The organism is Polynucleobacter sp. Latsch14-2 (genome assembly GCF_018881925.1).
Classification (GTDB): domain Bacteria; phylum Pseudomonadota; class Gammaproteobacteria; order Burkholderiales; family Burkholderiaceae; genus Polynucleobacter.
Window position 1 is genome coordinate 138,753 of sequence record NZ_JACVPL010000001.1, and the last position, 24,893, is coordinate 163,645.

General features: G+C 46.3%; 30 protein-coding genes and 1 tRNA gene. 18 read left to right on the top strand and 13 right to left on the bottom strand.

What is annotated here, in order from left to right:
- The first annotated feature begins 257 nt into the window (after nt 1–257).
- The 6 genes from coxB to ICN46_RS00820 are packed head-to-tail and all read left to right on the top strand — an operon-like array spanning nt 258 to nt 4,792.
- Nucleotides 258–1,331 (top strand): cytochrome c oxidase subunit II, encoded by a 1,074-nt coding sequence (gene coxB / locus ICN46_RS00795; protein ID WP_524538574.1) that lies wholly within the window; start codon nt 258–260, stop codon nt 1,329–1,331.
- A 40-nt stretch (nt 1,332–1,371) separates the two neighbouring features.
- Nucleotides 1,372–2,991 (top strand): cytochrome c oxidase subunit I, encoded by a 1,620-nt coding sequence (gene ctaD / locus ICN46_RS00800; protein ID WP_216203534.1) that lies wholly within the window; start codon nt 1,372–1,374, stop codon nt 2,989–2,991.
- Complete coding sequence (locus ICN46_RS00805) at nt 2,975–3,106, top strand: cytochrome oxidase small assembly protein (protein WP_216203536.1); 132 nt, start codon at nt 2,975–2,977, stop codon at nt 3,104–3,106. The genes ctaD and ICN46_RS00805 overlap by 17 nt, the downstream gene beginning before the upstream one ends.
- 17 nt (nt 3,107–3,123) lie before the next feature.
- Nucleotides 3,124–3,717 carry a cytochrome c oxidase assembly protein gene (locus ICN46_RS00810; protein WP_216203538.1) on the top strand — a complete coding sequence of 198 codons (594 nt, stop codon included), beginning with the start codon at nt 3,124–3,126 and terminating at the stop codon, nt 3,715–3,717.
- Nucleotides 3,714–3,908, top strand: a complete 195-nt coding sequence (locus ICN46_RS00815) for a DUF2970 domain-containing protein (RefSeq protein ID WP_216203539.1) — start codon at nt 3,714–3,716, stop codon at nt 3,906–3,908. Before ICN46_RS00810 ends, ICN46_RS00815 begins: the two co-directional genes overlap by 4 nt.
- A 29-nt stretch (nt 3,909–3,937) precedes the next feature.
- Complete coding sequence (locus tag ICN46_RS00820; RefSeq protein ID WP_216203541.1) at nt 3,938–4,792, top strand: cytochrome c oxidase subunit 3; 855 nt, start codon at nt 3,938–3,940, stop codon at nt 4,790–4,792.
- Between the two features lie 48 nt (nt 4,793–4,840).
- On the opposite strand, the gene ICN46_RS00825 is transcribed toward ICN46_RS00820, so the two are convergent.
- Entirely contained in the window at nt 4,841–5,053 is a 213-nt protein-coding gene (locus ICN46_RS00825) for a twin transmembrane helix small protein (RefSeq protein WP_216203543.1), read from the bottom strand.
- 14 nt (nt 5,054–5,067) lie between these two features.
- On the opposite strand from ICN46_RS00825, the gene ICN46_RS00830 reads away from it, so the two are divergent.
- From ICN46_RS00830 to ICN46_RS00850, 5 genes are read left to right on the top strand one after another with little or no spacing between them, the layout of a single operon-like run.
- On the top strand, nt 5,068–5,841 hold the full coding sequence (locus ICN46_RS00830) for an SURF1 family protein (RefSeq protein ID WP_255538678.1): 774 nt from the start codon (nt 5,068–5,070) through the stop codon (nt 5,839–5,841).
- Entirely contained in the window at nt 5,834–6,493 is a 660-nt protein-coding gene (locus ICN46_RS00835) for a redox-active disulfide-containing membrane protein (RefSeq protein ID WP_216203545.1), read from the top strand. The genes ICN46_RS00830 and ICN46_RS00835 overlap by 8 nt, the downstream gene beginning before the upstream one ends.
- Nucleotides 6,490–7,611 (top strand): COX15/CtaA family protein, encoded by a 1,122-nt coding sequence (locus ICN46_RS00840; protein WP_216203548.1) that lies wholly within the window; start codon nt 6,490–6,492, stop codon nt 7,609–7,611. The genes ICN46_RS00835 and ICN46_RS00840 overlap by 4 nt, the downstream gene beginning before the upstream one ends.
- Before the next feature lie 5 nt (nt 7,612–7,616).
- On the top strand, nt 7,617–8,510 hold the full coding sequence (cyoE, locus tag ICN46_RS00845; RefSeq protein WP_216203549.1) for a heme o synthase: 894 nt from the start codon (nt 7,617–7,619) through the stop codon (nt 8,508–8,510).
- A 7-nt stretch (nt 8,511–8,517) separates the two neighbouring features.
- Nucleotides 8,518–9,102: an SCO family protein gene (locus ICN46_RS00850; protein WP_216203551.1), complete on the top strand. Its 585-nt coding sequence runs from the start codon at nt 8,518–8,520 to the stop codon at nt 9,100–9,102.
- 16 nt (nt 9,103–9,118) lie between these two features.
- Here ICN46_RS00850 and rpoH read toward each other — a convergent pair whose 3' ends face one another.
- Nucleotides 9,119–10,024, bottom strand: coding sequence for an RNA polymerase sigma factor RpoH (gene rpoH / locus ICN46_RS00855; RefSeq protein ID WP_255538695.1), 906 nt, complete (start codon nt 10,022–10,024; stop codon nt 9,119–9,121).
- Between the two features lie 123 nt (nt 10,025–10,147).
- A complete protein-coding gene (ftsY, locus tag ICN46_RS00860) occupies nt 10,148–11,038 on the bottom strand; it encodes a signal recognition particle-docking protein FtsY (RefSeq protein ID WP_216203555.1) in 891 nt (296 codons plus the stop codon).
- 47 nt (nt 11,039–11,085) lie between these two features.
- Here ftsY and ICN46_RS00865 point away from each other — a divergent pair, with 47 nt between their 5' ends.
- The 5 genes from ICN46_RS00865 to ICN46_RS00885 are packed head-to-tail and all read left to right on the top strand — an operon-like array spanning nt 11,086 to nt 15,246.
- Nucleotides 11,086–12,468 (top strand): M16 family metallopeptidase, encoded by a 1,383-nt coding sequence (locus tag ICN46_RS00865; protein WP_255538679.1) that lies wholly within the window; start codon nt 11,086–11,088, stop codon nt 12,466–12,468.
- A complete protein-coding gene (locus ICN46_RS00870; RefSeq protein ID WP_216203557.1) occupies nt 12,468–13,802 on the top strand; it encodes a M16 family metallopeptidase in 1,335 nt (444 codons plus the stop codon). Before ICN46_RS00865 ends, ICN46_RS00870 begins: the two co-directional genes overlap by 1 nt.
- Nucleotides 13,799–14,431, top strand: coding sequence for a 16S rRNA (guanine(966)-N(2))-methyltransferase RsmD (gene rsmD, locus ICN46_RS00875; protein WP_216203982.1), 633 nt, complete (start codon nt 13,799–13,801; stop codon nt 14,429–14,431). Before ICN46_RS00870 ends, rsmD begins: the two co-directional genes overlap by 4 nt.
- Before the next feature lie 36 nt (nt 14,432–14,467).
- Nucleotides 14,468–14,965: a pantetheine-phosphate adenylyltransferase gene (gene coaD, locus ICN46_RS00880; protein ID WP_216203559.1), complete on the top strand. Its 498-nt coding sequence runs from the start codon at nt 14,468–14,470 to the stop codon at nt 14,963–14,965.
- 14 nt (nt 14,966–14,979) lie between these two features.
- Complete coding sequence (locus tag ICN46_RS00885; RefSeq protein ID WP_216203561.1) at nt 14,980–15,246, top strand: YfhL family 4Fe-4S dicluster ferredoxin; 267 nt, start codon at nt 14,980–14,982, stop codon at nt 15,244–15,246.
- Here the strand turns inward: ICN46_RS00885 and pth are convergent.
- The 6 genes from pth to ICN46_RS00915 all read right to left on the bottom strand — a co-directional run bounded on the left by pth (nt 15,243) and on the right by ICN46_RS00915 (nt 20,195).
- Nucleotides 15,243–15,842, bottom strand: coding sequence for an aminoacyl-tRNA hydrolase (gene pth / locus ICN46_RS00890; RefSeq protein WP_216203563.1), 600 nt, complete (start codon nt 15,840–15,842; stop codon nt 15,243–15,245). The genes ICN46_RS00885 and pth overlap by 4 nt on opposite strands.
- A 91-nt stretch (nt 15,843–15,933) precedes the next feature.
- Nucleotides 15,934–16,578 (bottom strand): 50S ribosomal protein L25/general stress protein Ctc, encoded by a 645-nt coding sequence (locus ICN46_RS00895; protein WP_216203565.1) that lies wholly within the window; start codon nt 16,576–16,578, stop codon nt 15,934–15,936.
- Between the two features lie 136 nt (nt 16,579–16,714).
- Nucleotides 16,715–17,671: a ribose-phosphate pyrophosphokinase gene (locus ICN46_RS00900; protein WP_216203983.1), complete on the bottom strand. Its 957-nt coding sequence runs from the start codon at nt 17,669–17,671 to the stop codon at nt 16,715–16,717.
- Nucleotides 17,672–17,745: 74 nt separating this feature from the next.
- A tRNA-Gln gene (locus ICN46_RS00905) sits at nt 17,746–17,822 on the bottom strand.
- A gap of 5 nt (nt 17,823–17,827) precedes the next feature.
- On the bottom strand, nt 17,828–18,712 hold the full coding sequence (gene ispE, locus ICN46_RS00910) for a 4-(cytidine 5'-diphospho)-2-C-methyl-D-erythritol kinase (protein ID WP_216203567.1): 885 nt from the start codon (nt 18,710–18,712) through the stop codon (nt 17,828–17,830).
- Between the two features lies 1 nt (nt 18,713).
- Nucleotides 18,714–20,195, bottom strand: a complete 1,482-nt coding sequence (locus ICN46_RS00915; RefSeq protein ID WP_216203570.1) for an outer membrane lipoprotein LolB — start codon at nt 20,193–20,195, stop codon at nt 18,714–18,716.
- A gap of 35 nt (nt 20,196–20,230) precedes the next feature.
- Between ICN46_RS00915 and mutM the strand changes: the two genes are divergently transcribed.
- Nucleotides 20,231–21,067, top strand: coding sequence for a bifunctional DNA-formamidopyrimidine glycosylase/DNA-(apurinic or apyrimidinic site) lyase (gene mutM, locus ICN46_RS00920; protein WP_216203571.1), 837 nt, complete (start codon nt 20,231–20,233; stop codon nt 21,065–21,067).
- Between the two features lies 1 nt (nt 21,068).
- A complete protein-coding gene (gene mutY, locus ICN46_RS00925; protein WP_216203573.1) occupies nt 21,069–22,211 on the top strand; it encodes an A/G-specific adenine glycosylase in 1,143 nt (380 codons plus the stop codon).
- On the opposite strand, the gene rapZ is transcribed toward mutY, so the two are convergent.
- The 4 genes from rapZ to hpf are packed head-to-tail and all read right to left on the bottom strand — an operon-like array spanning nt 22,156 to nt 24,849.
- The gene (gene rapZ / locus ICN46_RS00930) at nt 22,156–23,046 is read right to left on the bottom strand and encodes an RNase adapter RapZ (RefSeq protein WP_216203575.1); all 891 of its coding nucleotides are present in this window, start codon (nt 23,044–23,046) and stop codon (nt 22,156–22,158) included. The genes mutY and rapZ overlap by 56 nt on opposite strands.
- Nucleotide 23,047: 1 nt before the next feature.
- Complete coding sequence (gene hprK, locus ICN46_RS00935) at nt 23,048–24,022, bottom strand: HPr(Ser) kinase/phosphatase (protein WP_216203987.1); 975 nt, start codon at nt 24,020–24,022, stop codon at nt 23,048–23,050.
- 8 nt (nt 24,023–24,030) lie between these two features.
- Entirely contained in the window at nt 24,031–24,492 is a 462-nt protein-coding gene (locus tag ICN46_RS00940; protein ID WP_216203577.1) for a PTS sugar transporter subunit IIA, read from the bottom strand.
- Nucleotides 24,493–24,525: 33 nt separating this feature from the next.
- A complete protein-coding gene (hpf, locus tag ICN46_RS00945; protein WP_216203580.1) occupies nt 24,526–24,849 on the bottom strand; it encodes a ribosome hibernation-promoting factor, HPF/YfiA family in 324 nt (107 codons plus the stop codon).
- Between the last annotated feature and the right edge of the window lie 44 nt (nt 24,850–24,893).

The following is a 24,893-nucleotide window of genomic DNA, read 5'->3' on the forward strand; positions in this document are numbered from 1 at the left end:
TAATTACTATCATTTAAACCTAGATTAGGACTGCATCGCCCCTAAGTTGGCTTCGTTTGTTGTTGGGCTTAATTGACCCTATAATCACGGCTTGATGTATTGGCTTGAGACCGCATTTTGGGCATTTTGTAGCGCTATTGCTACTGTGTTCACGACAATAAACTGAGAATAAGATGAATTTATTTGGAAAAGTCACTAGGGCTTCGCTCTATTTAGTAGCAGCCTTTGGTACTGCTTTTGCATATGCAACTGAAAATATGCCAGGCGGTCCAGCTGTAATGCAGTTGAATTTCACTGCCCCGGCAACCAAAATCATGCAAGAAATCCATTGGTTGCATTGGATGATGTTGGTCATTTGTGCGGTCATTTTTGTGGGCGTTTTTGGGGTAATGTTTTACTCGATCCTCAAGCACCGCAAATCGCTCGGCGCAAAATCAGCTTCTTTCCATGAGAGCACCACTGTTGAGATTATTTGGACGGTAATTCCTTTGCTCATCGTGATTGGCATGGCTTTGCCGGCGACGAAAACGGTTGTTGCAATGAAAGATACAACCAATTCAGATATCACTATTAAGACTACTGGCTATCAGTGGAAGTGGGGCTATGACTACATTAAAGGTGAGGGCGAAGGCATTAGCTTCTTGTCTACACTGTCTACATCTCGTGAATCTATAAATAACCTTGCGCCAAAATCAAATACCTATTTGATGGAAGTGGATAACGAAATGGTTGTGCCTGTTGGCAAAAAGATTCGTTTGATTACTACGGCTAATGACGTCATCCATGCATGGACTATCCCAGCCTTTGGGGTTAAGCAAGATGCAATCCCTGGTTTTGTGCGTGACACATGGTTTAGGGCAGAAAAAATCGGTACCTTCCGCGGCCAATGCTCTGAATTGTGTGGTGCAGAGCATGCTTTTATGCCGATTGTTGTAAGAGTGGTTTCGGAAGAGGACTACACAAAGTGGGTTGCTGACAAGAAGAAAGAAATGACCGCTGCTTCTGATGACCCTGCTAAGGTTTACACCTTAGATGAGCAAAAAGAGCGAGGTGCTAAAGTCTATGCGGCTAATTGCGCAGCTTGTCACCAGCCAAATGGTAAGGGTGCGGGCACTTTCCCAGCATTGGATGGAAGTAAGGTTGTAAACGGACCTAAAGCAGGCCAGTTCAACATCCTCCTGAACGGTAAAAATGCAATGCCTAAGTGGGGCGGAGTACTTTCTGATGGTGATATCGCCGCAGTCATTACTTATACCCGTAACTCGTGGGGCAATAAGACGGGCGAAGTAATTCAGACCCAAGAAATTATTGCTGTACACGGCGGCAAGTAATCCATTCATTAATACAGATAAAACGAAACCGGAGTAATCCATGAGCACAGTCTCTACCACCCACGATCACGCACACGATCACGCGCATGATGATCACACGCCACATGGATGGCGTCGTTGGCTGTTCGCAACCAACCACAAAGACATCGGCACGATGTACTTGATCTTCTCGTTTATCAGCTTGTTAGCTGGTGGCACGATGGCATTGGGAATTCGTTTGGAATTATTCCAGCCCGGCCTACAATTTTTCCGCCCCGAGTTCTTCAATCAACTCACTACCATGCATGGTTTGGTAATGGTGTTCGGTGCGATCATGCCGGCGTTCGTTGGTTTTGCTAACTGGATGGTGCCATTACAAATTGGCGCATCTGATATGGCCTTTGCCCGTATGAATAACTTTAGCTTCTGGATTTTGCCGGTGGCAGCAACTTTGTTGTTGAGTTCATTCTTAGTACCGGGTGGGGCACCTGCAGGTGGTTGGACTATTTATGCTCCATTGACATCGCAGATGGGTCCTGGAATGGATATGGCGATTTTCTCCCTCCATTTGCTTGGCGCATCTTCAATCATGGGTTCCATTAATATCATCGTGACGATCTTGAATATGCGCGCGCCAGGTATGACTCTGATGAAGATGCCAATGTTCTGCTGGACTTGGTTAATTACAGCCTATTTATTGATTGCAGTAATGCCTGTGTTGGCTGGTGCGATTACGATGGTTTTGACTGATCGTCATTTTGGTACTTCGTTCTTCTCAGCAGTTGGCGGCGGTGACCCAATCATGTTCCAGCATATCTTCTGGTTCTTTGGTCACCCAGAGGTTTACATCATGATTCTTCCAGCATTCGGAATCATTAGTGAAATCGTTCCTGCCTTTTCTAGAAAAACATTGTTTGGTTACAGCTCCATGGTTTATGCAACATCGTCTATTGCGATTTTGTCATTCATCGTTTGGGCGCACCACATGTTTGCGACAGGTATGCCTGTAACTGGCCAACTATTTTTTATGTACGCCACCATGTTAATTGCTGTGCCAACAGGCGTGAAGATTTTTAACTGGGTTGCAACAATGTGGAAAGGTTCAATGACCTTTGAAACCCCAATGTTGTGGGCAGTTGGTTTTATTTTCGTATTTACTATGGGTGGTTTTACTGGCTTGATCTTGGCGATGGCGCCAATTGATATCGGTGTTCAAGATACCTATTACGTAGTCGCCCACTTTCACTATGTATTGGTAGCGGGTTCATTGTTTGCGATGTTTGCTGGTTTCTACTACTGGTGTCCAAAGTGGACAGGTTTTATGGCAAATGAAACTCGTGGCAAGATCCATTTTTGGTCCTCCATGATTTTCTTCAACGTAACTTTCTTCCCGATGCACTTTTTGGGTCTAGCAGGTATGCCACGCCGCTATGCTGATTACCCAACGCAATTTGCAGACTTCAATATGGTTGCTTCGATTGGTGCGCTGGGCTTCGGATTGGCTCAGGTTTATTTCTTATTCTGCGTAGCATTACCAGCGTATCGCGGTAAGGGCGAGAAGGCCTCAATGAAGCCATGGGATGGTGCTAAAGGCTTGGAATGGACTGTGCCTTCACCAGCGCCTCACCATACTTTTGAAACTCCTCCATCTGCACAACAATTGCATGACGCAGGAATTTAATACGGAATCTAAACAGGCCCTGGCTGCGAATAATCGTCGCTTGGGGCTTGTGTTTTTGAGTGTGGCAGTGGTTTTTTTCATTGGTATTGTGATTAAACGTAGCGTTTTAAGTTAAGCGCGCAGATTTTTCAGATGTCCGGAGTTCAAAACCTCAACCGCCAAATTATGCTGAAGCTCTTAATTGCTTCGGTCATGATGTTTGGCTTTGGTTATGCTTTGGTGCCGCTATATAAGGCACTTTGCGAAGTGACTGGTATTAATGTAGTTACCAGCAAGAATGATTATGGCGTTAGGGCGCTTAGCGCCAATAGAGTGGGAAATAGTCAGGTTGATTATTCACGAGTTGTAACAATTGAATTTGATTCAAATAGCCGGGGGCCGTTTACTTTTAAGCCGGTAAAGAATTTTTTAGAAGTGCATCCGGGCGAGATGACAGAGATTGTCTATGAGGTTTATAACAATCTGGATCGTTCAGTGGAGGCTCAGGCTATTCCAAGCTATGCCCCTAAGAGTGCAACAGAGTTTTTTACGAAGTTAGAGTGTTTTTGTTTTCAGCAGCAAACACTAGCCGCACATGAGACTAGAAAGATGCCCGTGGTATTTGTGATTGATGCTGGATTACCAGAGGATGTGAAGACGATTACTTTGTCATACACCTTCTTTGAGTTGGGGGTCGGTGTACAGCCAGCAGGCTCGACTACTCCTAAATCAAAGGCGTCGTCATGAAGAAGAACAGTAGTTTTTGGCAGTCTATGAAAGCAGTAATGTGGGGTTTCTTGGGGGTCCGTAAGAAGTCGGGCTTACAAGAAGATGTTACTTCACTGAGTTTTGTACACATTATTATTGCGGGGGTGGTTGGAGCCTTAATTTTTATGGCAACCCTCTTGTTGATAGTGAAAGCAGTTGTTTCCCATTGATTATTTTTTGATTGAATAGAGAGAATAAGATGTCATCCAATTCAACCCCATACTATTTTGTACCCGCCCTATCTAGGCATCCTGCGATGGCAGCCTTTGGCTTAATCGCTTTTGGCTTTGGCATGACGGGTTGGGTAAACCACACCTCCTGGGGTGGTCCTATGTCTTTGGTAGGTGTAGCGTGGATTCTATTTGTGCTCTACAACTGGTTTGGTGACACGATTGCCGAATCCAATGCTGGTATGAACGGCGTAAACGTTGATATCTCTTATCGCTGGTCGATGGCTTGGTTCATCTTCTCTGAGATTATGTTCTTCGCGGCATTCTTTTCAGCCCTGTTCTACGCACGCAATATTGCAATGCCTTGGATGGGTGATGTTGAAAGCAAATTAATCTGGCCTAATTTCACGGCGGTGTGGCCAAATGCTGGCCCTGCTGGTCTAGTGCCAAAATTTGAAACTATGGGTCCATGGCCGATTCCAACACTCAATACTTTCCTTCTGTTGAGTTCTGGTGTGACGATTACATACGCTCACCATGCCTTAGTTGCAAACCACATGAAGAAGGCCATTATCGGTTTGGCAGCGACTGTTGGTCTTGGCTTTGTTTTCCTGTGCTTCCAATGTTTCGAGTACTACCATGCGTACCATGAACTCAACTTGAAGTTGACCTCAGGTATTTACGGTTCAACCTTTTTTATGTTGACCGGCTTCCATGGCTTTCACGTATTTTTAGGCGGGACGATGCTGGCGATTGTCTTGCGTCGTATGATTCGCGGGGACTTCACTGCTGACCATCATTTTGCATTTGAGGGTGCCGCTTGGTATTGGCACTTTGTTGACGTCGTCTGGCTCGGCCTCTACATCGCTGTCTATTGGATGTAAAGAGCAAGAAAATCGGGGCGTTAAGCCCCGATTTGTTTTAAGGGTGGTTTAATTTACACCAACACGTATGCCGCTCGCTTCAATGTAGCCAAAGTAGTGGGCAAGCAAAATACCAATAAATAAGGCGATTGATAGGCCAATTCGGAGCATCAGTGAATGAACCATTCTGGAGCTGCTACCCTTGTCTTTCATCATGTAATAGAGGGCCGATCCTAAGCTTGCAACAATCATCAGTAATGCAATTGGAATAATCCACTTCATCTTTAGAGCTTCCTTTGAATATTTTTTCTAGATTATTTATTAAGCGTATAGCCGCTACTGTATCAGCCCTTCTGGTGGTCGCAATTGGTTGCGCTGCGGGGTTCTGGCAGATGAGTCGCGCGCATCAAAAGATTGGCTTGGCAGAGAGTATGGCGGCTAAACAGCAGTTGCCTCCATTAAGTCTGAATGCCCAGGATTGGACTTTAGAGGAGGCAGCTGAGCGTCGCGTGGTGGCTAAGGGGAGCTTTTTGCCAGCAGAGACTATTTGGCTTGATAACCGACCACGTCCTGTTCCCCTAGGTGGGGTTGAGAATGCATCGCAGTCTGGTTTTTATGTCATGACCCCGCTAAGATTGGCGGGTACTGAAACGATACTATGGATAAAGCGAGGTTGGGCCCCCCGGAATAATGATGAGCGCACTCAATTGCCCCCAGTAAGCACCCCATCTGAGCTCGTAGAGGTGGAGGGTATTGCGCTAGCTAATCCTGGCAAGGTATTTGAGTTGGGAAAAAATACGGCGTCCGTTAATCGCCCCCGAATAGAGCAAAATTTTGATTTAGAGCAGGAAGCTCAATTGCATGCATGGCGTCAGCTACCATTTATTTTGCAAGAATCTGGTGGCGATGGGGCCGATGGTTTAACAAAAAATTGGGCGCCCCCAAGCACTGGAGTGGAGCGCCATTATGCTTATGCCTTTCAGTGGTTTGCGTTGGCTTTTAGCGGTTTTTTATTTTGGTTGATTACTGGATTGATGCAGCAGCGAAAACGTGGGGATAAGAGTGAGTGATCAAGAGTTGTTAATTCCAGCATCGCAGACAGAGTCTGCGGCAATTGATGCACGGACACGCCGTGGCAGAGTGCAAATGTTATTTCTTTTATTGGCTTGTGCTGCGCCAGTGTTTGCCTCTTACTTTGCTTATTACGTCATTAAGCCTGAAGGGGGGAAGACCAATTTTGGGTCTTTGGTACAGCCTGCTCAAGATGCAAATAATGCTTGGTTTGGCATTCCTTTAAAGGGCAAGTGGACATTACTAGTGGCGCGTCCTGCTGGTGATTGTCAGGTTAAGAATAAGTCCTGTATTGAGGCTTTATTTTTAATGAGGCAATTGCGGGTTGCGATGGGCAGGGAAAGTGGACGCGTTCAATTGCTTTGGGTCAACACAGACGGTAAGCCAGTTGATCCTGAAGTGGCGCTTGCTTATGATGCAAAGACAGCAGGTTTTACTGTTGCCAATCTTCCGGCAGATCCAAAACTCAAAGCAGAATTTCAAACATGGCTTGATCGCGAGGGCGCCGGACAAGCTATTCAGTTAATCGATCCAAGTCCAGCAAAGATGATGTATTTCCCCGTAACAAATTCATCTAAAGAGTTTGGCAATATTAAAAAAGATCTGGAAAAACTGTTGCGACTCAATCATAAGGGTGAAAGTTTGTCATGAGTCAGTTAGCTTTATTCCTCGAGCTGGCAACGATTGCAATCCTCTTTGCGGGCTTGCCCTTGACTTATCTATGGACTAGGCCTAGCTATAGTTTTTTTGCAAAACTAAATTGGGTTTTGGTCTTCATGACCTTTGATTTGATTGTTTTCGGTGCCTTTACGCGGTTGACGGATTCAGGTTTAGGTTGTCCTGATTGGCCGGGTTGCTACGGCACATCTAATCCATGGCATGCGATAGGGGACATTCAGGAAGCGCAGGCTGCTTTACCTGAGGGGCCTGTTACGGTCATGAAAGCTTGGATTGAAATGATTCATCGCTACTTAGCAATGACCGTTGGGGCATTAATTGTGGTGCAGCTTGGTATAGCGTCTACTAAGTTAAAGCGTTTGGGCAAGTCGCCACTGCTTGGGAGTCTAGCCTTGTTGATTTTGGTTTGTATGCAAGGTGCATTTGGAGCCTGGACTGTCACTATGAAGCTTCAACCAATTATTGTGACTATTCATCTGATGTTGGCTTTGGTGTTGCTTGCATCGCTCACTTTTTATGCACAACAGAATTGGCAAGAAAAAGGATCTAAGATCCTGGAGCTTCGTAGTAAGCCTATTTCGGCAATATTGTTAACCATCGCATTTGTGGCCTTAACTATTCAGATTTTCCTAGGTGCTTGGGTTAGCACCAATTACGCAGTCTTAGCTTGCCCTGATTTTCCTACCTGCCTTGGTTCTTTGTGGCCTGAGGCAAATTGGCGGGAGGGCTTCACATTATGGAGAGAGCTGGGGCGTAATGCTACTGGTGAATATATTACTCCTGCCTCGCTACAGGCAATTCATTGGGCGCACCGTATTTTTGCTGTACTCGTGTTGCTGATACTTTCTTTCTTGGCTTTTAGTGCATCTGGCATGACCATGAGCGTATTACCTCAAGTCAGTAAGCTATCCAAATTTCTATTTGCACTTTTAATCTTACAAGTTCTCACTGGAATATCGAATGTTGTTTTTCAGTGGCCACTATTGGCAGCCTTAATGCATACGGGGGGCTCAGCTGCTTTGGTATTTTGTTTGGTCCGCATGACTTACTGGGCCTCATGGAAGTCCCCCATTCAAATGAAGATCACATAATCACTATGAGTAGCCCGAAAACCTCCATGCATGTATCAATGCCTCGTTGGCGCCAGTACTGGGTTTTAACGAAGCCACGCGTTACCCAACTGGCCGTCTTTTGTGCAGTCATCGGAATGTTCTTGGCTACTCCAGGAATGGTGCCCTATTCAGTACTTATTGGTGGCATCGTCGGTATTTGGCTCTTAGCAGGCGCAGCATTTGCAGTGAACTGTTTGATTGAACAGGCAGTCGATGCCAAGATGAAGAGAACCGCCTGGCGACCTTCTGCAACGGGCGAGGTAACGCCTTTCCATATTGTGATTTTTTCAATCGTGCTTGGTGCTCTTGGCATGATTATTTTATGGAACTTTTGCAATCCGCTAACAATGTGGCTGACCTTGGCTACCTTTGTTGGTTATGCGGTGATCTATACCTGGCTATTAAAGCCAGCAACCCCACAGAATATTGTGATTGGTGGTTTGTCTGGCGCAATGCCTCCTGCCCTAGGCTGGGCAGCCGTAACCAATACTCTCTCTGCAGAAGCATGGCTCTTAGTATTAATTATTTTTGTTTGGACCCCGCCGCATTTTTGGGCCCTAGCCTTATATCGGCGTGATGATTATGTTCAGTCTGGTCTGCCAATGTTGCCAGTAACCCATGGTGAGCGATTTACCTTACTCAATATCTTGCTCTATACCTTGATATTGATTGCGGCTACTTTGCTTCCCTATATTTATGGCATGAGTGGCGTGGTGTATTTAATTTCTGCATTCATATTAGGGCTGCTATTTTTGGCCTATGTCGTCGCTTTATTTATTGCCTATAGTGATGCCTTGGCTAAAAAAACATTTCGTTTTTCAATTACCTATTTAGCGCTTTTATTTGCGGCGCTCTTGATAGATCACTATTTCATTTGAGATCAATATGAGTGCTATTAAATCATTTTTAGTCGCAGTGCTATTGCTTGCCTTGGCTGCCTGCAGTCCAAAGCCCGATTTTAAGAATGTCGACATTACTGGTAGCACTGCGTTTGGCAAAGATTTTAGTTTGCTTGATTCTGATGGTAAGACGAAAACCTTAGCCGATTTCAGAGGTAAGGTTGTAGTGATGTTCTTTGGCTATACCCAGTGTCCGGATGTTTGCCCAACTACCTTAACTGAAATGCAGCAGGTCATGACATTGATGGGCTCGCAGGCAGACAAGGTCCAGGTACTTTTTGTGACGGTCGACCCTGAGCGTGATACGGCAGCCATCTTGAAGCAGTATGTTCCCGCCTTTGATGCGCGCTTCCTAGGTCTACGTCCAGTTGATCAGGCGGCATTAGAACAAGTGACAAAAGACTTCAAGATCTATTACAAAAAAGTTCCTGGATCACAAGCTGGCTCATATACGATGGATCACACCGCAGGTAGTTATGCATTTGATCCAGAAGGTCGCCTACGCTTATATATCAAGCATGCGCAAGGTCCGGAAACCTTGGCACATGACTTGAAGGAGTTACTAAAGTAGCGTTTAGGTTGCGCGTTTAAGCTGCTTGCAGCATGCTGCGCATCTTCTTGAGCGCTGCCGTCTCAATCTGGCGGACACGCTCCGCAGAGATTCCATATTCACTTGCAAGCTCATGCAGTGTTTTTGTGCCATTGCCCTCTGCATCCATTGCCAGCCAGCGAGATTGCACGATATTACGACTACGCTCGTCTAAAGCCATCAGTGCTTGATCTAATTTAGGGCCCTGCAATGCATCCGTCTCAGCTGATGCCATCATTGCTGTTGGCTCTTGACTATTGTCGGCAAGCCACTGAATCGGAGCATAAGCAGATTCATCGTCGCTATCATCGCCTTCTAGAGTCACATCACCTCCAGCCAGTCGCATTTCCATCTCTTTAACATCAGAGCCCTTAACATCAAGTGCTTTTGCTAAAGCCTCAACTTCGCTGGGCGTTAATGCGCTGAGAGTAGGCTTATTGCTGCGTAAGTTAAAAAACAATTTACGTTGAGCTTTGGTAGTTGCTACTTTGACAAGGCGCCAGTTTTTAAGAATGTACTCATGAATTTCCGCTTTGATCCAATGGATCGCATAAGAGACAAGGCGCGCACCTTGGCTTGGATCATAGCGTTTTACGGCTTTCATGAGGCCAATATTGCCTTCTTGGATTAAGTCCGCATGGGGAATGCCGTAGCCCAAATATTGGCGGGCCACAGATACAACTAGGCGAAGATGTGAGAGTACCAAGGTTCTCGCAGCATCGACATTTTCAGTGCGACGAAATTCTTGGGCAAGATGTAACTCTTCTGCAGCGCTGAGCATCGGCACGCGATTCACATAAGAAATATAGGAATCGAGCGTACCAACGCCAAGAGATGGCAGAACCGGAAAGGCAGACATAGCCGCAGCAGTGTGCACTGCTGGCAGTGTTTGCCTCGCTTGCATTAGCGGTTTATTTGCTTTCTTTTGAATCATTGTTTTTAAGTAATTTGAGCTGTTTATATAAATCTATTTTAGCACTCTTGTCAAGAGAGTGCTAATGGTTTTTTATATCTGTAAGCCACTGATTTAATTGAATAATTCAGATGAATATTGGCTGGCAGTGAAGGCTACTAAATCATTGATTCCCTCACCTTTGCCCAGGGCTAAAACAGCCGGTTTTGGCCCGTCTTGCAGGGTATGGGCAAGCGCACAGATGACGCCACCTTTAGCTGTGCCATCCAATTTGGTGACAATGATTCCCGTTAGTCCCAAAGCCGCATGGAAGGCTCTCACTTGGTTTAAGCCATTTTGACCAGTATTGCCATCAAGTACCAGCAAAGTCTGGTGAGGGGCCCCAGGAAGGGCCTTGCCAATGACGCGTTTCACCTTCTTGAGCTCTTCCATCAGGTGATCTTGTGTGGCAAGGCGTCCAGCGGTATCGATGATCAAAATATCGCTCTTGCGAGAGAGCGCCGCATGGATTGCATCATGCGCTACCGCAGCAGCATCACCACCTTCTTGGATAATTACATCAACTTGATTGCGTCCACCCCATTCTAGGAGTTGGTTGCGTGCAGCAGCCCGGAAGGTGTCACCAGCAGCTAGCAATACAGACTTGCCTTGTGACTGGAAGAGGCGGCAGAGCTTACCGATAGTGGTGGTTTTCCCTGCGCCATTAACGCCAACGACTAACCATACCTCAGGAATAGCCTCGAGAGTGCGGATGTAAAGCGGATTGGGTAAGGGTTCTAGTGCCCCAAGCAGTGCAGTGACTTCTTGAATTAGCAGAGATTGCAGAGCCTCCGGACTTGATGCCTTCTCTGATTTGGCGGCCCTACGCAACTTAGCAATTAATTGCTCGGTCGTAGGTAGCCCTACATCACTCTGGATGAGGGATTCTTCTAAAGTATCAAACCAAGCCTCATCAGTATGGCTGGATTTGAAAAGGGATCCGAGGGTTTTACGTAGGCCGAACATAGTCGATACAATTTAAAACATCCATCTTATCAATTTAATCTAAGAATATGGTGATCCTGCAGATGCGCTCCACTTTATTTCAGCTTTTCTTTTTATTTCTCTCATATTCCCAATGTGCTTGGGCAGCCCCTGCCAACAAGTCACCGGATACCCATGAGTACCAGTTTGCCAATGGGCTCAAGCTCATAGTGCAAGAAGATCATCGTGCACCTACTGTGGCTCATATGGTTTGGTATCGCGCTGGCTCTATGGACGAAGTAAATGGTCGAACTGGTGTAGCGCATGTACTGGAGCACATGATGTTTAAGGGCACCGAGAAGGTGAAGGCCGGAGAATTTTCTCGTTTAGTTGCCGCACTGGGTGGACGTGAGAATGCCTTTACCTCTCGTGAGTACACAGCCTACTTTCAGCAGGTAGAAAAATCAAAGCTTAACGAAGTGATGAAGCTTGAAGCAGACCGTATGTCAAATCTCAATTTTGATGATGCAGAATTCTTAAAAGAAATTCAGGTGGTGATGGAGGAGCGTCGTTTACGTACGGAAGACAATCCTAGCAGCCTCTTAAATGAGTCGCTAATGGCTACTGCGTTTATGAGCTCACCTTATCGTCACCCAGTGGTGGGCTGGATGAATGATTTAGAAAATATGAGGGCTACAGATGCACGTGATTGGTATCGGAGTTGGTATGCTCCAAACAATGCAACAGTGATCATTAGTGGCGATGTTGACCCAGAACAAACTAGACAAGCAGTAGAAAAATATTATGGTGTGATAGATACTCGGGTATTGCCAGTGCGTAAGCCGCAGTTAGAGCCTGTGCAAAAAGGCATCAAGCATGTTGAAGTGAAGGCGCCCGCAGATAGTCCTCAGTTAGCGATGGCTTGGAAGGTGCCACGGTTACAGGTGGGGGCGCTAGATGATGTTGAGCCCTATGCGCTTGAATTGCTCTCTGCAGTCTTGGATGGCTACGATAATGCCCGCTTAAATCGCATCATGATTAAACAAGAGCGTGTAGTTAATGATGTGGGCGTTTCGTACGACATGATTTCTCGCGGGCCGGCATTGTTTCAGATCAATGCAAGCATGGCAAAAGGTAAAACCATTGCGCAAGCGGAAGCGAGTGTTCGGAGAATCATAGGTGAGATAGTGCAAAAAGGTGTTCTAGACTCTGAGTTGAAGCGCATTAAGGTGCGATTACTCTCAAGTCAAATCTATAAGCGTGACTCTATCTTTGGTCAGGCAATGGAAATTGGCAGCATTGAAATGGCCGGATTCTCTTGGCGTGATATTGATCCCATGTTGGAAAAAATGCAGACCATTACACCTGAACAGGTTCAGGCTGTCGCCAAAAAATATCTCTTAAATGAAAGCTTGACGATTGGCGTGTTAGATCCTCAAGCTCGTAAGTCTGCAGGACAGGAGAGAAAATAATGAAGGCAGTCCAATCACTTATTTGCGCAGTCATTTTTATGTTTGGGCTACTGCAATCTGCTTATGCTATTTTGCCAATTGAGAAGCTCAGTTCGGTTAAGGGTGCCAAAGCCTATTTGGTTCAGACCAGGACCTTGCCGATGGTGGATATTGAGATCAGCATTGATGCGGGTGACCGCTACGATCCAGTCGGTAAGAATGGACTTGCATCCATGACCGCGGAGTTGATGCGTTATGGCGCTAGAGTACAAAAAGGCGTTTTAACTGAAGCGCAAATTGCTGACGAAATTGCCGATTTAGGTGCCGATATTGGAGTTTCAGTTGGTGGTGAGCGCGCTGTAATGCGTATTCGTAGTTTGAGTCGCAAAGATCTGCGTGATCGCGCTGTGCAATTAGCATCTGTGATGTTAAGTGCGCCTACTTATGAAGCAGCAATATTGGAGCGCGAAAAACAGCGTGCCATTACCGGTTTGCTTGAGGCGGAAACGAGGCCTGAGGCAGTGCTTGAGCGCCGCTTTCGAAAATTAGTTTATGGCAACTACCCATTAGGCGAATCTCCTTCTGTGAAATCCGTTAGCTCGGTAAGTACTTCTGATTTAGCAAGATTTCATCAGCAGTTTTATCGAGGCGATCGCATGATTGTGAGTATTGTGGGCGATGTCAGCCCAATTGAAGCTAGCGAGATTGTTGAGACCCTACTCAAAAATATGCCGCAATCTGGAGTAATGATTCCAGCGCTTCCAGAATTACAACGCTCACCAATTGAGCCATTATCCAGTCGTGAAGTAGAAATTCCGTTTGATAGTCAACAAGCTCATATTGCCATAGGCATGACTGCTATTACGCGTAGCAATCCCGATTACTTTCCACTGATTGTTGGAAACTACATCTTAGGCGGCGGAGGATTTGTGTCGCGATTAATGTCGGAGGTGCGTGAGAAACGTGGTTTAGCTTATAGTGTCTTTAGCTACTTTGCCCCTGGTAAGGACACTGGTATTTTTCAGGCCGGCCTCCAAACGAAGGGTGACCAAGCAGCACTAGCCCTCGAGGTGATGAGTTCAACCATGGCCAATTTCATTACGAATGGCGCCACCCCATCAGAACTACAAGCTGCTAAAGCCAACCTAATAAATGGTTTTCCATTGCGCATTGATAACAATCGTAAATTACTGGATAACGTTTCTTCAATTGCCTGGAATGATTTGCCATTGGACACCCTCGAAACCTGGACGCAAAAAGTTAACGCGGTGACCTTGGAGCAAGTGAGCGCCGCCTTTCAGAAATACCTTGCTATGGATCGCATGAAGATAGTCGTTTTGGGGACATCCAAATAAAAAAATTCTCAAACAAGCCCGCCTTAACGGGTCCAAGTTCAGACCCTCCTAAAAGAGTTCGTATTATTGGAGGCACTTGGCGTAGTCGCTTGATATCCGTCATTGATCTACCCGGATTGCGCCCTACGACGGATCGCATTCGCGAGACACTATTTAATTGGCTAGGTCAAGATTTAACGGGCTTGCGCTGTTTTGATTTATTTGCAGGTACCGGGGTGTTGGGTTTTGAGGCGGCTTCAAGAGGGGCACAAGCGGTTGTTCTACTCGAGAAAGATAAAAAAGCTTATGCCAATTTGCTAGCTAACTTCAAATTGCTCCAATCTTCACCTGTATTGGGTTTTGTAGAGATATTGCATCAAGACAGTTTGGAGTTCTTAAGTTCCCAGCCAAATCTTTCAAGTAATTTGATTTTTATTGACCCGCCATTTCAGGAAGCGCACTTGCTCGATAAGGCGGTCATCCAGGCTGGTCGGGTCTGTGATGATGCTTTCGGGGGTGGTATTTATATTGAATTTCCAGTCAGCCGTAATCTCGGGGAAATAGAAGCCCTACTGCCCGGCTGGTATTGTGGAAAATACTTAGAGGCTGGGCAAGTAAAAGCTTGTCTATTCCGTAGCAGAAGGGACTAAACTCTCCCCTGTAGCCGATAAAGCCTTAGGAGAGTTATGACTGTCGCTGTATACCCAGGAACTTTTGATCCCTTTACTCGTGGTCACGAGGATTTAGTTCGTCGTGCATCCAGTATTTTTGGTGAGCTGATTGTGGGCGTTGCGGATAGCCGCAGTAAGCGTCCATTCTTTACTTTGGATGAGCGCATTGCAATCGCTAAAGAGGTTCTTGGCCACTATTCCAACGTGAAGATCGTTGGCTTTACAGGACTGTTAAAAGATTTTGCGCGGGAGCACAATGCTCGCGTTATCGTGCGTGGTTTACGCGCTGTCTCTGATTTTGAGTATGAGTTTCAAATGGCCGGCATGAACCGCTATCTACTGCCTGATGTTGAAACCTTATTCTTAACTCCGTCAGATCAGTATCAATTTATTTCAGGCACCTTTGTGCGTGAGATTGCCTCAATGGGTGGCGATGTGAGTAAGTTCGTGTTCCCATCAGTTGAGAAATGGTTAGCTAAAAAGATTGCTACAGACAATCAGATTAAAGAGTAAGGTCAGTACTAGCTATGGCTCTAATGATCACCGATGAGTGCATTAATTGCGATGTATGCGAGCCAGAATGCCCTAATGATGCGATTTATATGGGGCTGGAAATATATGAAATTGATCCCGATAAGTGCACCGAATGTGTGGGGCACTATGATGCACCACAATGCCGTCAAGTATGTCCAGTCGACTGCATTCCATTTAACCCAAACTACACCGAGTCGCCAGATCAGTTGATGGCTAAGTACAAGCTGTTAACCGCAGCAGCGAAGGCAAAAATAGCCTAAGCTGCTGAGTTCTTGGAGTGCAGTTCTAGCATGGCAGTTTGAGTATCCCCCTTGAGAAATAGTGGCAGAATCTGTAGACCATTTTCAATACTGCTATCAAGCAGTATTTGCTCGGCTTGCAGGGGTCTCCTTAAAACATAGTCGGCCACATCCATAGCTCTGCCATCCCCAGCGAGATCGCGTGGATGACCAATGCCAAGGCGCAGTCGCCAATATTCTGGGGTACTTAAGTGCGCTTGAATATCTTTAAGGCCATTATGACCGCCAGTGCCGCCACCTAGCTTGATGCGCGCTGTACCCGGCTTGAGATCAAGCTCATCCTGTACTACCAAGATATCTTTGGGCAGAATTTTATGGAAGCGAGAGACTGCGCCCACGGCTTGACCACTAAGGTTCATATAGGTAGTTGGCTTTAGCAAAAAGAGATCTTCACCCTCCCACTTTGCTTTTGCCACTTTCCCATAAAAGCGTTTTTCAGTTTCAAAGCGTACACCTAGTTGCTTTGCTAAGGCGTCAACAAACCAGAAGCCGGCATTGTGTCGATCTTCTTGATGTTCTTCACCTGGATTGCCTAGGCCAACAATTAATTTAGTCATGATGTGGGTCTAAGGATAAAAGCTTTTGTACAAAAAAGAAAACCCGCAATTAAGCGGGTCTTATGGTTCGCAAAGAATGCAGCTTAAATCATTAAGCCTTATCTTTTGCAGGCTCAGCTGCTGGAGTAGCTGCTGGAGCTGCAGGAGCGGCTTCTGTATCTGCAGATTTAACTGCTGGGATACGTGCATTAGCAAGTACAGGATTCTCTTGCTCGACGTGCAATACCAAAGTAACGCCTTTTGGCAATGTAAGGTCTTTAGCATGAATACCATGACCGCCAACTTCAATGCCGCCTAAGTCTACTTCGATGAACTCTGGCAGGTCTGCTGGTAAGCATGAGACTTCAAGTTCAGTTGTAATGTGACTTACAACTGCGCCTTGCAATTTCACTGCTGTTGAAGATTCAGCGTTAATGAAGTGCAGTGGAACGCGCATATGAACCTTCTCAGTCGCAGATACGCGCTGGAAGTCAATGTGCAAAACCAAAGGCTTGAATGGATGCATCTGATAATCGCGCAACAACACTTTTTGTGCTTTGCCATCGATTTCGAGATCTAGAATTGACGAGTGGAATGCTTCCTTGCGGAGAGCATGGAACAGAGCGTTATGGTCCAGCTCAATTGCTACAGCTGGATCTTTGCTACCGTAGATAATTCCCGGAGTTTTACCGGAGTTGCGCAGACGGCGGCTCGCACCCGTTCCCTGTACGCTTCTTTCAAAGGCTACTACTTTCATATTGAATTCCCAAATTAAGGTTAATTTCCGTTCGCGACCAAACAGAAAAGCCTTCGATTATATCGTGGGATTGGGTATTTTTATCCACTTTTGTCTAAAAACTGCCAATAGTGGGTGTAAAACGGGTAATTTTGGTTTATTCAGCGAACATCGACATCACAGAGTCACCCTTGCTAATCCGTGAAAGTGTTTCTGCGAGAAGGGGTGCAACGGTCAGCTGACGGATTTTTGAGACCTTCATAGCTTCTGGGGTCAAGGGAATGGTGTCGGTGACCACGAGTTCATCCAGTTGGGAGGCAGCAATACGCGCTACGGCGCCACCCGATAGAACCGCGTGAGTGCAGTAGGCAGTCACACCCTTGGCACCACGCTCTTTAAGAGCCTCAGCGGCCTTACAGAGGGTTCCGCCGGTATCAATGATGTCATCCATGATGACACAATGGCGACCTTCTACTTCGCCGATTAGGTGCATGACTTCGGAAACGTTGGCTTTGGGGCGGCGTTTATCAATAATGGCTAAATCGGTGCCTAATTGCTTGGCCATAGCGCGGGCGCGCACTACACCCCCGATATCTGGGGAAACGATGATGAGATCTTTTTTTGTCTTTTGAGCTTCTAGATCAGCCAGAAGAACTGGGGAGGCATAGATGTTGTCTACTGGGATATCAAAGAACCCTTGAATTTGGTCTGCATGGAGATCCATCGTTAAAACCCGCTCAATGCCAGCAACAGATTGGAGCATGTTTGCAACAATGCGAGCCGAGATTGCAACGCGTGCTGAACGAGGACGACGATCCTGCCTGGCATAACCGAAGTAAGGAATCACTGCGGTTATGCGGCTTGCTGATGCTCGTTTTAGAGCATCAATCATGATCATCAATTCCATCAAATTATCATTTGTCGGCGCACAGGTTGACTGAATCACAACGACATTTTTACCGCGAACATTTTCTTGGATTTCAACCTGAATCTCGCCGTCTGAGAAGCGACCTACAAAAGCTTTTCCAAGCGAAAGATTCAGTTCTTTGGCAACAGCCTGCGCCAAAACGGGATTTGCATTGCCTGTGAATAGAGTCAGTAAATCAGCGTTCATATGGGCGGACATGGGCTATTTTGGAATTTTGGTGTGGGTCGGATAAGTGCTTTTTGGTCGTATCTACAGTAAGTTGGCAGGGGAAGAAGGATTCGAACCTTCGCATGCTGGAATCAAAATCCAGTGCCTTAACCAGCTTGGCGATTCCCCTACAGGTCATTCTGAAGAAATCAAATTGTAAGCGGGATTTTTATTTAGCCCCCGAACAATTCGACCCACCCATCCTTTTGGAAGCTTTTGCAAAAGATTTTCGAGTTTCGCGATATTTGTTTCAGCGCCTAAGGCTGTAAATACGCTACTTCCAGAGCCAGACATACGAGGCTCTGAGCCCGGTAATGCCACGCTGATCCAATCTAATGCTTGCTTCACTTCAGGACATATCCGCATCGCTACGATCTGACAATCATTCGAGTGATTTGACAATGGCGATGCAAGAAAGCCATCTATTGTAATCTGAGCATGGTCTCGGGTCAATTCAGGGTCTTGGAAAATCCTGGAAGTAGCAATGCTTTGCAGCGGAAAAATAACTAGAAAATCCCGAGATTCCAGGGAAATTTCTTGAATTTTCTCCCCAATTCCTTCCACAAAAGCATTGTGACCAAAGATAAAAAAGGGTATATCCGCCCCCAGTTTTAATCCCAACTTACTAAGAGCGACCTTATCTAAGTGAAGATTCCAGAGGTAGTTCAGTCCAATCAGGGTTGAGGCAGCATCCGATGAGCCGCCCCCAAGACCAGCGCCCATGGGTATTTCTTTTTTGAGGTTGATCTCAACCCCGCCCGAAACTTTCCCAAATTCTTTGAGGAGTTTTGCGGCACGAACCACTAAATCTTGCTCTGGAGGGACTCCTGGTATCGGGTTATTCCGACAGACTACATTTTCAGGAATTGTTTTAAGTGTAAGGATGTCGCACCAATCAATCAGTTGAAAGACTGATTGAAGTAGGTGGTAGCCATCAGGTCGGCGTCCAACAATGTGTAGGAAAAGATTGAGCTTTGCTGGGCAATTGAGTTCTATGACGCCATGTTTTGCTTGAGTCATTTTAATTATCAAATACGAGGCGAATATCAATTGAGCCGATATTGGAGCTGCGAGTCATGACGAGTTTTTCTAGTTGGTTGGCATTGCCCCAACTGTAGTTCAGAGTCCAGCCGTCTTGAGTAATCTTGCTTACCTGAGCTTTTTCATTTCTTTCAACGCTAGCGTTGCCGCCAGGGCGCGCTTCTCCGCGTAGCCAGTTTGATAGTCCGCGAGCAGGCAGTGGGAGCCCTAAAGCTTTTTGAATTAAAGTGTCGGCATCGATGGCGGTAACCACTTCACCATTACGCTCAAGCGATGCTTCACCAGGTGTAATGGTAATTTTGGCAATAGAGCCACCAACGGGATTGCGAATTTCTAATGTATCTATAAGTGCATCTTGAGTCAAGGTAAAGCCACCAGATCCACCTTGGTTTTGACTGTCAGTAAGTCCGGTGATTTTGACAGCAAAGCGGCCATCCCATGTGCCTTTAGTCGTCTGTTCTGCAACCGACCAGTCAGGCTTTAGGCGCTTTATGGTTTCTTTCAGGGTAGCATTATTGGCATCGAGCTTTTGGCCTTGATGCCATATATCTTCTGCCTCAGCGGGGCGATTCATCACCCACAACACTTCTCCTAAGTGGGCTGCAATATCTGCTTCTGGTTTTTGTGTAAACGCCTGTTGTAATTGTTCTAAAGCAAGCTCATTTTTTCCTAGACGGAAATTAACCCACCCAAGACTATCTAGGATGAATGCATCTCGTGGTGAGAGTTGGTGGGCTTTATTAATTAGACTAAAAGCCTCCGCAAGTTTGAGATTCCGGTCTGCAAGCGAATAGCCCAATGCATTAAGGGAGTTCACATCGTTGGGCTTTTTACGCAAGATTTGACGTAATATTTTTTCCATTACATCTAGATGCCCAGCCTTTTCAGCGGACATGGCATAGGTGTACAAGATATTGGGATCTTTAGGGTCCGGCTTGAGTAATGAAACGATCTGATAAAAAGCCAAGAGCGCTTGCGACTCATCAGTTGCTTTGCCTAGCAAAGATTGCAATTGCAATAAGGTATTTTCTCTTTGGGTGGGAGTTTGTTGGGCCAGTAACTCAGTTGTTGGTTTAACAAGATCTGACCAGCGCTGACTCAATGCCAATAGCGTAATCAGAACTTCTTTTGGTTTGGTTTCTGACGACGGTGTAAGGCTATCCCAAAGCTGGGTGGCTTGCAGTGCTAAATCAGGGGAGCCGGCGGTAATGGCAATCTCCATTGCGCGTTGAGCCAAACGCGGATCTCGGTACTGACGCGCCATTTCCATGTAGGTGTTATATGCCAAGCCAGCCTCTCCGCGCTGCAGGGCAATCTCGGATGCCAGGACTTCAAACACGCCCGCCCCGGCATCTGCAGAGTTGACTTGGGCAAACGAGAGCCTTGGCAGGCATACTCCAGCACTGAGCATGGTGGCAATCAATAAACCCTGAAAATATGGCTTAAGCGTCAATTTAGTCATAAGCACATTCTAATCCGCGAATCTACAATTCATTTATGCCAGAACTTCCAGAAGTAGAGGTCACTAGACTTGGGATTCAACCACACCTTGAGGGGCGCAAAGTAAGCGCTGTTCAGGTGGTTGATGGCCGTCTGCGTTGGCCGGTCCCAAGTAGTCTATCTAAGATACTGCCCGGTCAAAAAGTAAGCTCTATTCAACGACGTGGTAAATATCTCCTGCTCGAGATGGATACTGGCTACCTTCTGCTGCACCTAGGTATGACCGGCACATTACGAGTGCTGCCCAGTAGTGATCCACTCAAAACACATGATCGCGTGACCTTTGAGTTTGGAAAGCTGAGTTTGCGCTTGCATGATCCCCGCAAATTTGGTGCTGTGCTTTGGCACCCAAAATCAAAAGGTCCCATTGAGAACTATCCCTTGCTACTCAAATTAGGGGTAGAGCCTTTTTCACCAGAATTTTCAGGAGAGCTTGGCACCGAAGTTTTGTATCAGTATTCGCGAGGGCGTAGCGTTGCTGTCAAGCAATTCTTATTGGCTGGTCAAGCGGTCGTTGGTGTTGGTAATATCTACTGCTCAGAGAGTTTATTTGAGGCTGGCATTCATCCTGCAAAGGCTGCGGGGAAGTTAACTCGTCCTCAGTGTGCTCGATTAGCAACCGCAGTAAGGCTAATATTAAAGCGAGCCATTGATGCCGGTGGCAGCACGCTGAAAGACTTCGTCAATAGCGCAGGTGATCCCGGACACTTTATGGTTCAGACCAAAGTCTACGATCGAAAAAATCAGTTGTGCAAAACTTGTAAGACGCCTATTAAGCAAATCGTTCAAGGACAGCGCTCCACTTATTTTTGTCCGCAATGTCAAAAGCGCTGACATGTCTTTGACGAAAACGTTTTCCAAAAAACTCATTAGCTGGCATGAGGTAGCTGGTCGCCAAGGCTTGCCGTGGCAGAACAATCGTGACCCTTATGCAGTTTGGGTTTCAGAAATTATGTTGCAGCAAACTCAAGTGGCTACAGTTTTAGAGCGTTATCCACGCTTTATGAAGCGCTTTCCAACGGTCAGGCGATTGGCTTTGGCCGATATTGATGAAGTCCTTGCTGAATGGGCTGGGCTAGGCTACTACTCCAGAGCTCGAAATTTGCACGCTTGCGCAAAACAAGTGATGGAGCAATTTTCAGGCAAGTTTCCAAGGGATCCTGTATTACTCGAGCAACTCAAAGGCATTGGCCGCTCCACCGCAGGCGCGATTGCATCGTTTGCGTTTCAGGAGCGCGCGCCCATTTTGGATGCCAATGTAAAGCGAATCTTGGCGCGCTTATTTTGTATTGATGGTGCCTTACAAGATAAAGTAGTTAATGAGCAACTGTGGGCTCTAGCGAGTTCTCTGCTGCCGAGCAAGCCGCAGGACATGCCAATTTATACCCAGGCTCTCATGGACTTCGGTGCTACCTGGTGCACCTCTCGTAAGCCTGTGTGCCTTACTGGCGAGAAAAAATGTCCATTTGCAAAAGACTGTCAGGCGAATTTGAGTGCTCAAGTACTGTTATTCCCACAAAAGACAATCAAGGCAAAATCACCTGAGTATGAATGCGATATGTTGCTTCTTCGGTACAGCGATCATGTCTTATTGCAAAAGCGTCCAAGCAAGGCTATTTGGGGCGGTCTATGGTGTTTGCCAGAGTCTGCGTGGGTAGCGAAAGCAAAAGTAAGTAAGGCGGACTCCAGAGTGAAGCCAAAAGAATTGCTAGCCCTAGTTTTGCCTAATGAGCAAGCGCCCCCCTTGCTAAAGATTTGTCAGCAGTTTGAGCGTGGCGAACAGATAAAGCATATCTTTACGCATAGACGTTTGTGGATGCAAATTTGGCATGCTCATGTAAGCAAACCATATACATTTGCAAATGAGGGTCTACAGTGGGTCCCCTTGGCTAAGTTAGGGCAATACGGCTTGCCGCAACCAATCAAACTGCTTTTACAGGGATTGAGTCTAATTCGCGGTGACGATCTAAAAAAGTAATCTGCAATTCAGTCAGGTTTTTTCGTAAGCGAAAGTATTCACTAATGCGATTTACTAGATAAACCGAGCGATGTTGTCCGCCTGTGCAACCAATAGCAATCGTTAAGTAGCTGCGGCCATCAGCAATGTAGTGAGGTAACCACTTTTCAATAAATTGAATGATGTCACTTGCCATGCTATTGACCGCTGGAATATTTTCCAGAAACGCTATAACCGGTTTGTCGTTACCACTGAGCGGGCGCAAGGTCTTGTCGTAGTGAGGATTGGGGAGGCAGCGTGCATCAAAAACTAAATCTGCATCACTGGGTACACCCTTTTTAAACCCAAATGATTCGAAGACAACTGTTAAACCTAGTGGTTTATCTTTGAGTAGATCTTGAATCCAGGAGCGCAGGGCATGGGCGGTTAGGCTGCTGGTGTCAATACTATGTGCTTGCTCTTGCAAAGGTGCTAATAGGTTGCGTTCTTTATCAAGGGCCTCGATCAATGTGGTTGATTGAGATTGTTTGGTATTTGCTGAAAGTGGATGGCGGCGGCGGGTTTCAGAAAAACGCTGTACCAAAGTTTCAGTATTGGCATTGAGGAAGATAACCCGTACCTGATGTTGGTGGCGTAAGCTCTCCAGAATAGGCGGGAGCTGGGCAATCGACTCTCCTCGACGAGCATCAATTGCTACAGCCACTTGCTCGCATTTTTGATTCTCTAATACGCTGATGAGATTTTGAAGTAAGGAGACTGGGAGGTTGTCTACACAATCGTAGCCGGAGTCCTCAAAGGCTCTGAGGGCAACTGATTTACCTGAGCCCGAGATTCCGGTGATCAGATTAATCTGCATATTACAGAAGACGCCCTTGAGTTTTGCTCGATTCAGCCTCTATATTCATTTGAATACGCTGTCTCTCAATAAACTCTTTAAGGGTATCAATACCGCGCAATTGCAAAATCGTATTACGTACGGCAGCTTCAACGAGAACCGCTAAGTTACGACCAGCAGCCACTTGTATTTTGACGGTCCGAATAGGAATGCCTAACACATCGATGTGTTGGGCTTCTATGGGAAGACGCTCAAACTCTCCATCAGTCCGACGAACGAGCTGGACGATGAGGCGAAGTTTTAGCTTACGACGCACCGCAGTCTCGCCAAAAATTGTGCGAATGTCCAACAAGCCTAGGCCGCGTACTTCTAAAAGATTGCGCAAAATGACCGGGCAGCGACCCTCAATATAATCTGGACCAAGACGTGAAAAGTCGACCGCATCGTCCGCCACTAAGCCGTGACCGCGAGAAATTAACTCAAGACCTAACTCACTTTTTCCTAGCCCTGACTCCCCAGTCAATAGAACACCAAGGCCCAAGATGTCCATAAAGACACCGTGCATCGTAATTTGGGGTGCGCCAATCTTTGTTAGATAGGTACGAAGATGATCAATGACCTCAGCTGCAGAAACGGAGGTCGTGAATAGGGGGGTAGATGAACGCTGGCAGAAAAGCTGTAGATCTGGATCGGCTGTTTTACCATCCGCAACAATCACACAGGGAGGCGTTTTGGAAATCAGACTCGAGATTTGCTCTTGCTTTTGCTTGGGTTCTAGCGCGGCATGGTAATCAACCTCTTGCTCGCCAAAAATCTGAATACGACTTGGGTGAATCAGATTTAAGTGACCCACCAGATCTGAGCTAGCAGCGGCTGCTTTAACCGCCTCCGGAGGAAATTTGCGATCAGCGCCCTCAAGACCGCCGATCCAAGAAAGTTTCAATTCAGCAACATTGTCATCAAAAATTTGCTGAGCGTTTACACCTTCAAGTAGCAAGAGCTGGGTCATTGCGGTGAGCCCCATTGTTGCAGGAGCTCAAAAATATTTTCTGGGCTACTTTCTGTTGCTAATTGTTTTCGTGTAAGGGGATCTGATAAGAGTTGCGCAATAGAAGACAGAATTTCAAGGTGTTGTTGAGTTGCTTTTTCTGGGACTAATAAAAAAATCAATAGCGATACAGGCTCGCCATCGGGTGCGGCAAACTCAATCGCGTCTTTAAGGTTTATAAAAGCAGCAACAGGTTGCTTAAGGCCTTTGACCCGGCCATGCGGGATCGCCACCCCTGCACCAAGTGCGGTGGACCCTAAATCTTCTCGAGCATTTAAGAAGCTCACTACAGCGCTAGCCTCAATACCAGTGTGTTTAGCAAAAAGATCGCCAGCGACTGCAAAGGCATCGGCGCGGTTTTGAGCCGGATTATTTAATGCGATGCAGTCGAGGGCGAAAAGATCTATCAGGGCAGTCATGTTAAATGATTATAGGTGTCCTGAAGTCAGCACTTACTCAAAATGCTTTTCGTGATGATGATCTTGTATTTTTTCTTTGTGCTTTACGACCTGGCGTTCAAGTTTATCGACGACTTGATCCATTGCGTGATAAAGGTCTGCGTTATGCGCTTCGGCAAATAGCTCTTTGCCTTTGAGGTGAATCGTAATTTCAGCGCCTTGACGAAGATCTTTCTCTTTGGCGTTATCGACAATCAAAATGGCTGAAGCATCAAGCACATGATCAAAATGCTTGCGAATTTTGGCTAGACCGGCTTCTAAGTGATTGCGCATGGCAGGGGTCACTTCTACATGGCGGCTATTAATCTTTAAATTCATCTTCAGCTCCTTTTGATATGCATGCGCATGCTCATAGCCGGGGT

Bases quoted from the DNA above. Each gene is read 5' to 3' on its own strand.
- ICN46_RS00850 (WP_216203551.1), top strand. From the start codon at position 8,518: ATGAGTGCTATTAAATCATTTTTAGTCGCAGTGCTATTGCTTGCCTTG.
- ftsY (WP_216203555.1), bottom strand. From the start codon at position 11,038: ATGTTCGGCCTACGTAAAACCCTCGGATCCCTTTTCAAATCCAGCCAT.
- ICN46_RS00915 (WP_216203570.1), bottom strand. From the start codon at position 20,195: ATGACTAAATTGACGCTTAAGCCATATTTTCAGGGTTTATTGATTGCC.
- ICN46_RS00825 (WP_216203543.1), bottom strand. From the start codon at position 5,053: ATGAAGTGGATTATTCCAATTGCATTACTGATGATTGTTGCAAGCTTA.
- ICN46_RS00840 (WP_216203548.1), top strand. From the start codon at position 6,490: ATGAGTCAGTTAGCTTTATTCCTCGAGCTGGCAACGATTGCAATCCTC.
- ICN46_RS00870 (WP_216203557.1), top strand. From the start codon at position 12,468: ATGAAGGCAGTCCAATCACTTATTTGCGCAGTCATTTTTATGTTTGGG.
- ICN46_RS00865 (WP_255538679.1), top strand. From the start codon at position 11,086: ATGGTGATCCTGCAGATGCGCTCCACTTTATTTCAGCTTTTCTTTTTA.
- coxB (WP_524538574.1), top strand. From the start codon at position 258: ATGCCAGGCGGTCCAGCTGTAATGCAGTTGAATTTCACTGCCCCGGCA.
- ICN46_RS00895 (WP_216203565.1), bottom strand. From the start codon at position 16,578: ATGAAAGTAGTAGCCTTTGAAAGAAGCGTACAGGGAACGGGTGCGAGC.
- rpoH (WP_255538695.1), bottom strand. From the start codon at position 10,024: ATGCAAGCGAGGCAAACACTGCCAGCAGTGCACACTGCTGCGGCTATG.
- mutY (WP_216203573.1), top strand. From the start codon at position 21,069: ATGTCTTTGACGAAAACGTTTTCCAAAAAACTCATTAGCTGGCATGAG.
- cyoE (WP_216203549.1), top strand. From the start codon at position 7,617: ATGAGTAGCCCGAAAACCTCCATGCATGTATCAATGCCTCGTTGGCGC.
- ICN46_RS00815 (WP_216203539.1), top strand. From the start codon at position 3,714: ATGAAGAAGAACAGTAGTTTTTGGCAGTCTATGAAAGCAGTAATGTGG.
- pth (WP_216203563.1), bottom strand. From the start codon at position 15,842: ATGACTAAATTAATTGTTGGCCTAGGCAATCCAGGTGAAGAACATCAA.
- rapZ (WP_216203575.1), bottom strand. From the start codon at position 23,046: ATGCAGATTAATCTGATCACCGGAATCTCGGGCTCAGGTAAATCAGTT.
- ICN46_RS00810 (WP_216203538.1), top strand. From the start codon at position 3,124: ATGTCCGGAGTTCAAAACCTCAACCGCCAAATTATGCTGAAGCTCTTA.
- mutM (WP_216203571.1), top strand. From the start codon at position 20,231: ATGCCAGAACTTCCAGAAGTAGAGGTCACTAGACTTGGGATTCAACCA.
- hpf (WP_216203580.1), bottom strand. From the start codon at position 24,849: ATGAATTTAAAGATTAATAGCCGCCATGTAGAAGTGACCCCTGCCATG.
- coaD (WP_216203559.1), top strand. From the start codon at position 14,468: ATGACTGTCGCTGTATACCCAGGAACTTTTGATCCCTTTACTCGTGGT.
- ICN46_RS00820 (WP_216203541.1), top strand. From the start codon at position 3,938: ATGTCATCCAATTCAACCCCATACTATTTTGTACCCGCCCTATCTAGG.
- ICN46_RS00805 (WP_216203536.1), top strand. From the start codon at position 2,975: ATGACGCAGGAATTTAATACGGAATCTAAACAGGCCCTGGCTGCGAAT.
- ICN46_RS00900 (WP_216203983.1), bottom strand. From the start codon at position 17,671: ATGAACGCTGATTTACTGACTCTATTCACAGGCAATGCAAATCCCGTT.
- ctaD (WP_216203534.1), top strand. From the start codon at position 1,372: ATGAGCACAGTCTCTACCACCCACGATCACGCACACGATCACGCGCAT.
- ispE (WP_216203567.1), bottom strand. From the start codon at position 18,712: ATGACTCAAGCAAAACATGGCGTCATAGAACTCAATTGCCCAGCAAAG.
- ICN46_RS00885 (WP_216203561.1), top strand. From the start codon at position 14,980: ATGGCTCTAATGATCACCGATGAGTGCATTAATTGCGATGTATGCGAG.
- ICN46_RS00940 (WP_216203577.1), bottom strand. From the start codon at position 24,492: ATGACTGCCCTGATAGATCTTTTCGCCCTCGACTGCATCGCATTAAAT.